Below are 5,532 nucleotides of genomic sequence, written 5' to 3'. Positions count from 1 at the left end.
GGAGTTGCCAATGTGGTCACCACTGGCCAGTTTACGATTCCGTTAATGAAGCGCTTTGGTTATCGGTCTGCTTTTGCGGGTGGGGTAGAAGCCACATCCAGTATGGGCAGCCAAATTATGCCGCCGATTATGGGCGCCGTGGCCTTTATTATGGCAGAAACTATTAATGTGCAATTTATTGAAATTGCTAAAGCGGCGATGATCCCCGCAGTATTGTATTTTTGTTCGGTGTTCTGGATGGTGCATTTAGAAGCTAAACGCGCCAATTTATCTGGCTTACCCAAAGACCAATGTCCGGATCCGTGGGCGGCTATTAAGTTGCGTTGGTACTTATTAATCCCACTATTTATTTTGATTGGCTTACTGTTTTCAGGTCGTACACCGCTGTTTTCTGGCATGGTTGGCTTAGCACTCACTGCGATTGTGATTTTAGGTTCGGCCATTATTCTCAATCTATCATCAGCTGCTATGCGGTTTGCTTTTTGGATAGCGCTAGGGGTGTTATGTGCAGGCTTTTTCCAGTTGGGTATAGGGGTGATGTTTGGCGTTATCGCTATGCTGGTGGTGATTTGTTGGTTTGTTAAAGGTGGCAAAGAAACCCTAACATTATGTGTGCATGCGTTAGTTGAAGGTGCGCGACATGCAGTACCTGTAGGTATTGCTTGTGCGCTAGTGGGCGTGATTATTGGTGTAGTGTCACTAACCGGTATTGCTTCAACGTTTGCCGGCTATATTCTGGCTGTCGGCCAAGATAACTTATTCTTGTCTTTAGTGCTGACGATGGTGACGTGTTTGGTATTAGGTATGGGGATCCCGACAATTCCTAATTACATTATTACCAGCTCAATTGCCGCGCCAGCGTTACTGGATTTAGGCGTACCGTTAATTGTGTCGCACATGTTTGTGTTTTATTTTGGCATTATGGCAGACCTTACACCACCCGTTGCTCTGGCGTGTTTCGCCGCGGCGCCAATCGCCAAAGAGAAAGGCTTAAAAATCAGTTTATGGGCCATTCGCATTGCCATTGCTGGGTTTATTATTCCGTTTATGGCGGTGTACGATCCTGCGTTAATGCTCCAAAGTGGTGGTGCGTTAGAAACGATTTATGTGGTCCTTAAAGCGACGGTGGCTATAGGGATTTGGGGCGTAATATTTACCGGCTACTTATTACAAAACCTTTATTGGTGGGAACGTGTTTTAGGCTTTATTGCTGGTGGCAGTTTAATTATGGCGACACCGCTGAGTGATGAGTTAGGCTTTGGTTTGGCACTGGTGTTTATTTTGCACCACGTATGGCGTGCACGTAAGCTAAAACGTTTAGCGCAGGGCGAATAATGCTAGGGCTATGTTTGGGTTTAGCAGGCACAATATGGGCTCAAGTGCCTGCTGAACAGATGACATTGTCTTGGACTCACACTATTGAGAAAATTCGTTGGGCCGAAGATTATCGATTAACTAATGAAGGTTTTATTTTAGAACAAGCAAGGGTAAAAGGCAGTGGCGCAGGAATGGAGATCCCTGCCGATGCAGTGTTAAAAGATGGCAGTTGGCACTACAAACCGCATTTGCCTATTTTGCCAATGCTAAAGTTGGGCCGCACTCCAGAAGCAGGCGATTATCAGTTATGTGTGTCATCGACTCAGGCTGGGCAACAATGCCATTCTATGAGTTATTGGGTGGGTGAGCCTACCACTGAGCAGCCCTCCATTGAGCTATGGGGCTGTGATATACCAAGTTAGTTAATCGACATAATAGATAGGCGCTGAAGCATAAAAAAAGCTGAATCAATTGATTCAGCTTTTTCTTTAAGTTGCATGCAGAGTATTACTTTGCAAATGCATCTTGCAGTGCAGGTACAACTTGTTTCTTACGGCTTAATACGCCGTCTAACCACACGCGGCCATCAACGGTAGGTTTACCGTAAGCGCGCTCAGTTAAGTCTGCTGAATCAGAAACAACTAACATTTCTGAACCTTCTTTCATGATATCGGTTAGCAGCAATAATACGCTGTGACGATTGCCTTCAACTTTCAATTTAGCAATATCAGCTTCTAAGTCAGCTTTGATATCGTCAAATACAGACAAATCGATAACTTCTAATTGGCCAATACCCACTAGGTTACCGTTCATGTTGAAGTCTTTAAAGTCACGCATAACAAGGTCACGTGCTGGTGTGCCTTCAACTGCTGATTTCACTTTAAACATATCCATGCCGAGTTCTTTAAAGTCTTCTATACCGGCGATTTTAGCTAACGCTTCAACGCAACGGATATCGGCAGTGGTACAGGTTGGCGATTTGAAAATAACGGTGTCACTTAAAATGGCGCACATCATGATACCTGCAATGTTTGCTGGAATTTCTACTTGGTAGAAATCATACATCATTTTGATGACGGTGTTGCTGCAACCAACTGGACGGATCCAACATTCTAGCGGAGTAGAAGTGGTTAGGTCGCCTAATTTGTGATGGTCGACAATACCGACGATAGTCGCTTGAGCGATATCATCTGGTGCTTGAGTAATTTCTGAATGGTCAACAATATAGACTTCTTCACCAGCGTAACTGGTTTTGTATTCTGGTGCTTCAAAACCAAATTTTTCTAAAATAAATGCGGTTTCTGGTGATAACTCGCCTAAACGGGCTGCAATTGCCGGTTCATCGATTTGGTTTTTTAAATATGCTAATGCTATAGCACCACAAATTGAATCTGAATCAGGGATCTTGTGACCCACTACATACATTGCCATTGAAAGACTCTCCTATAAAGTTGCCCTGATTTTAACAAGTATTGATCTTCATCGCATTAAAAAATACCACTTCAACGGTTCAACTTACCATATGAGTGTTATCCATAATGATATGCGTGTTTAATTGACAAAAAAAGGCCCCGAGCGGAGAGTCTCGGGGCTTTTTATATTTTACTCAGGGTAGGTGTATATTTGTCTTTAGCTTGGGATAACAACGTTATCGAAGTCTCTTTTCAGTATTCTATTGAGACTATCTCAAGTGCTCTGTCGAGGTGCTTCTTGTACTGGAATTAACTTTAGCAGACTTCTCTCAAATAGCGATTTTTTGCTAATAATTCAGCAGTAGGACTGAGTATTCATCATTTGTTAAGGCCATATCGTTATACCCGTACTTTTATCACCACTTTGCGAACTTTTTGTGGTGTTGGGCTGGTGCCTGGCATATGGATGTCGCCAGGGAAAAATAGTGCAAACATGCCCGCTTTTAGCGGAATAAACGCCGCATCATCTTTGTTAGATTCATAGTCGTATTCAGCATAGTCATGCTTGTCAAAATAAGGCTTAGAAGGTGTTTGATTGGCTAACGGTAAATAGCCAAATTCTTCTTCCCCGCTAACCACATACTGCACATCAATATACTGTTGATGAACTTCAAAGGGTTCGATTTCTTTAGGCTTAGTTTCATAGTCATTAACGATAACGAAAATATCTTTGCCTTCAAGCGGATAATTGCCCACTTCAAGCTGGCTAAAGTCTGTGTCCGCGAGATGGGCTAATGCTTTGGCTAATCTCGGGCTAAGTTGAGTGTATAGGTGACGATTTGCTAAAGTATCAACAATCATAAAAATTCCGTAAGATATGAACCACAAAAATATGCTAGCGTATTAGCGCTAAAGCATACAGTTTTACAAAGATAACAGCATTACAAATATAAGAAGGATTGTACATTGCCTGCATTACGTTTACTTGCTGGACCAACTGCTTACGAACAACTAGAAGCGAATGGCTTAGATCAATCATTGTTTACTCAGCTCTTTGCAGCATCAGGCGGACCTAAGTGGTTGGCGATAGCTGGCTTAGATAAATATTTATTTAGTGAGTTTTTTCAGGGGCGCGAAGATCCCCTTTATACCATGGGCGCGTCGTCGGGTGCGTGGCGTTTAGCTTGTATGGCGCAACAAGACCCATTAGCGGCTTATGAACGTTTAGAGCATTTTTATATTCATCAGAACTACGAAAAAAAGCCGACTCGTGAACAAGTCAGTGCCCAAGTATTACAAATTGTTGATGGCATTTTAGGTGAGCAGCAAGGTGCTGATATTATTGCTAATCCGTTAATTCGTCATCATATGGTGGCTTGTCGTGCCCGTCATTTAAATCGCATTCATGCCAAATTTGGCTTAATGATGGGACTGTCGATGGCTGCAGTAAGTAATGTGGTCAATCGTAAAAGCTTAGGCTGGCACTTTGAACGGGTTATTTTAAGCCATAAAGACGCCGCATCACCTTTTAGACGTTTGAAAGATTTGCCCACAAAACATGTCGAGTTAACTCAAGACAATATCCGCCATGGATTGCTAGCGACAGGATCGATCCCGTTACTACTTGATCCGGTAAAAGATCTGCAAGGCTCGCCTAAGGGTCATTATTACGATGGTGGCATAACCGATTATCATTTTGATATGCCATTGCCTGCCGCTACAGGCTTGAGTTTGTATCCACACTTTTACCCGTACATGAGCCCAGGCTGGTTTGATAAATCCTTATTGTGGCGTAAAGCGAAAGCGAATTATCACAATGGTTTAATTTTAGCGCCGAGTAAGCAATTTATTGCAAGCTTACCGTTTAGTAAAATTCCTGACCGTGAAGACTTTAAAAATTTAGATACTAAAAGTCGGATTACCTATTGGCAGCAAAGCGTGCAGCAAAGCCAGGTATTAGCTGACGAGTTTGCTGAAATTGTTGCTTCTGGCACTATTATGGATCGTATTGAGCGTTTATAAGATCCAATAAGTTGAATGTTTTTTGTACTTTTTTTGAAAGATAGTCGTATTAAACAAGGTCTATTGGAGTAGGGCGTAGCGAAAACGGGTGGTTATGTCGGTAGTAAGCATTATATTAGGCTACTTAAGTTGTTGAATAATTAACCACTGCTACACTTGTTTCATTGATTTGACTTTGGTTCAGTAACTTCACCTATGGTGTAGGAGGCTGTTATGCAAACAAAAGAAGTAGCATTACTGATTCAAGATGCTGTGCTATTACCCGGTGGACGACTTGAAATTAGAGTCGTGTCACCGAGTGATTTAGCCATGGTTGCCGATGTACTAAAAGGCCACTATGGTTTAGCTTTTGCGCCATTGAAAGTGAATAGCGAACTGCCTTGTTATATTACAGCAACCCAATGCAATATTATTGATTTCAATCAGTTAGAGGATGGTTCTTTAAGCATTGTTATTGAAGGCTTGCAGCGTCTTAAAATTTTATCTGCGGCTCAAAAACGAGATGGTTGTTGGATTGCTCGTGCACTCCCTTGCCCTAATTGGTGCAATGAGCCCATTGCGGGTGAGTTTGAAATTATCAGCGCCGCACTTGAACAATTTTATCAAGTGAATCCAGATTTACTGGAATTGTATTCACAAACTCATTTAGAAGATGCCGCTTGGGTGAGTCAGCGTTGGTTAGAGGTTTTACCTATGTATAACCGTGATAAGTTGATTTTAGTTGAACAACCTAATTGCCATAAAACCATGGATTTTGTGCTGCAATTACTAAAATCTCACG

General features: G+C 42.2%; 6 protein-coding genes. 4 read left to right on the top strand and 2 right to left on the bottom strand.

Features of this window, described 5'->3' with window-relative positions; all coding sequences use genetic code 11:
- Together CXF78_RS12405 and CXF78_RS12400 are read left to right on the top strand one after the other, a co-directional pair.
- Positions 1-1,335: TRAP transporter permease (locus CXF78_RS12405; protein ID WP_102036964.1), on the top strand; the 1,335-nt coding region annotated here is incomplete at its 5' end.
- Positions 1,335-1,739 (top strand): DUF1850 domain-containing protein, encoded by a 405-nt coding sequence (locus tag CXF78_RS12400; protein ID WP_011638981.1) that lies wholly within the window; start codon positions 1,335-1,337, stop codon positions 1,737-1,739. The genes CXF78_RS12405 and CXF78_RS12400, both read left to right, overlap by 1 nt.
- Before the next feature lie 85 nt (positions 1,740-1,824).
- Here CXF78_RS12400 and CXF78_RS12395 read toward each other — a convergent pair whose 3' ends face one another.
- Positions 1,825-2,748, bottom strand: coding sequence for a manganese-dependent inorganic pyrophosphatase (locus CXF78_RS12395; protein ID WP_059745724.1), 924 nt, complete (start codon positions 2,746-2,748; stop codon positions 1,825-1,827).
- A gap of 380 nt (positions 2,749-3,128) precedes the next feature.
- A complete protein-coding gene (locus tag CXF78_RS12390) occupies positions 3,129-3,590 on the bottom strand; it encodes a NanQ anomerase/TabA/YiaL family protein (protein ID WP_102036963.1) in 462 nt (153 codons plus the stop codon).
- Positions 3,591-3,695: 105 nt separating this feature from the next.
- On the opposite strand from CXF78_RS12390, the gene CXF78_RS12385 reads away from it, so the two are divergent.
- Both CXF78_RS12385 and CXF78_RS12380 read left to right on the top strand, forming a co-directional pair.
- Positions 3,696-4,751, top strand: a complete 1,056-nt coding sequence (locus CXF78_RS12385; RefSeq protein WP_102036962.1) for an alpha/beta hydrolase — start codon at positions 3,696-3,698, stop codon at positions 4,749-4,751.
- Positions 4,752-4,964: 213 nt separating this feature from the next.
- On the top strand, positions 4,965-5,532 hold a 568-nt coding region (locus tag CXF78_RS12380; RefSeq protein ID WP_102036961.1), incomplete at its 3' end, for an LON peptidase substrate-binding domain-containing protein.

Origin of the sequence: Shewanella sp. 11B5, assembly GCF_002836795.1 — a bacterium.
Classification (GTDB): domain Bacteria; phylum Pseudomonadota; class Gammaproteobacteria; order Enterobacterales; family Shewanellaceae; genus Shewanella; species Shewanella frigidimarina.
Note: the sequence above shows the minus strand (reverse complement) of the source record. Positions and strands in the feature narration are given on the sequence as shown.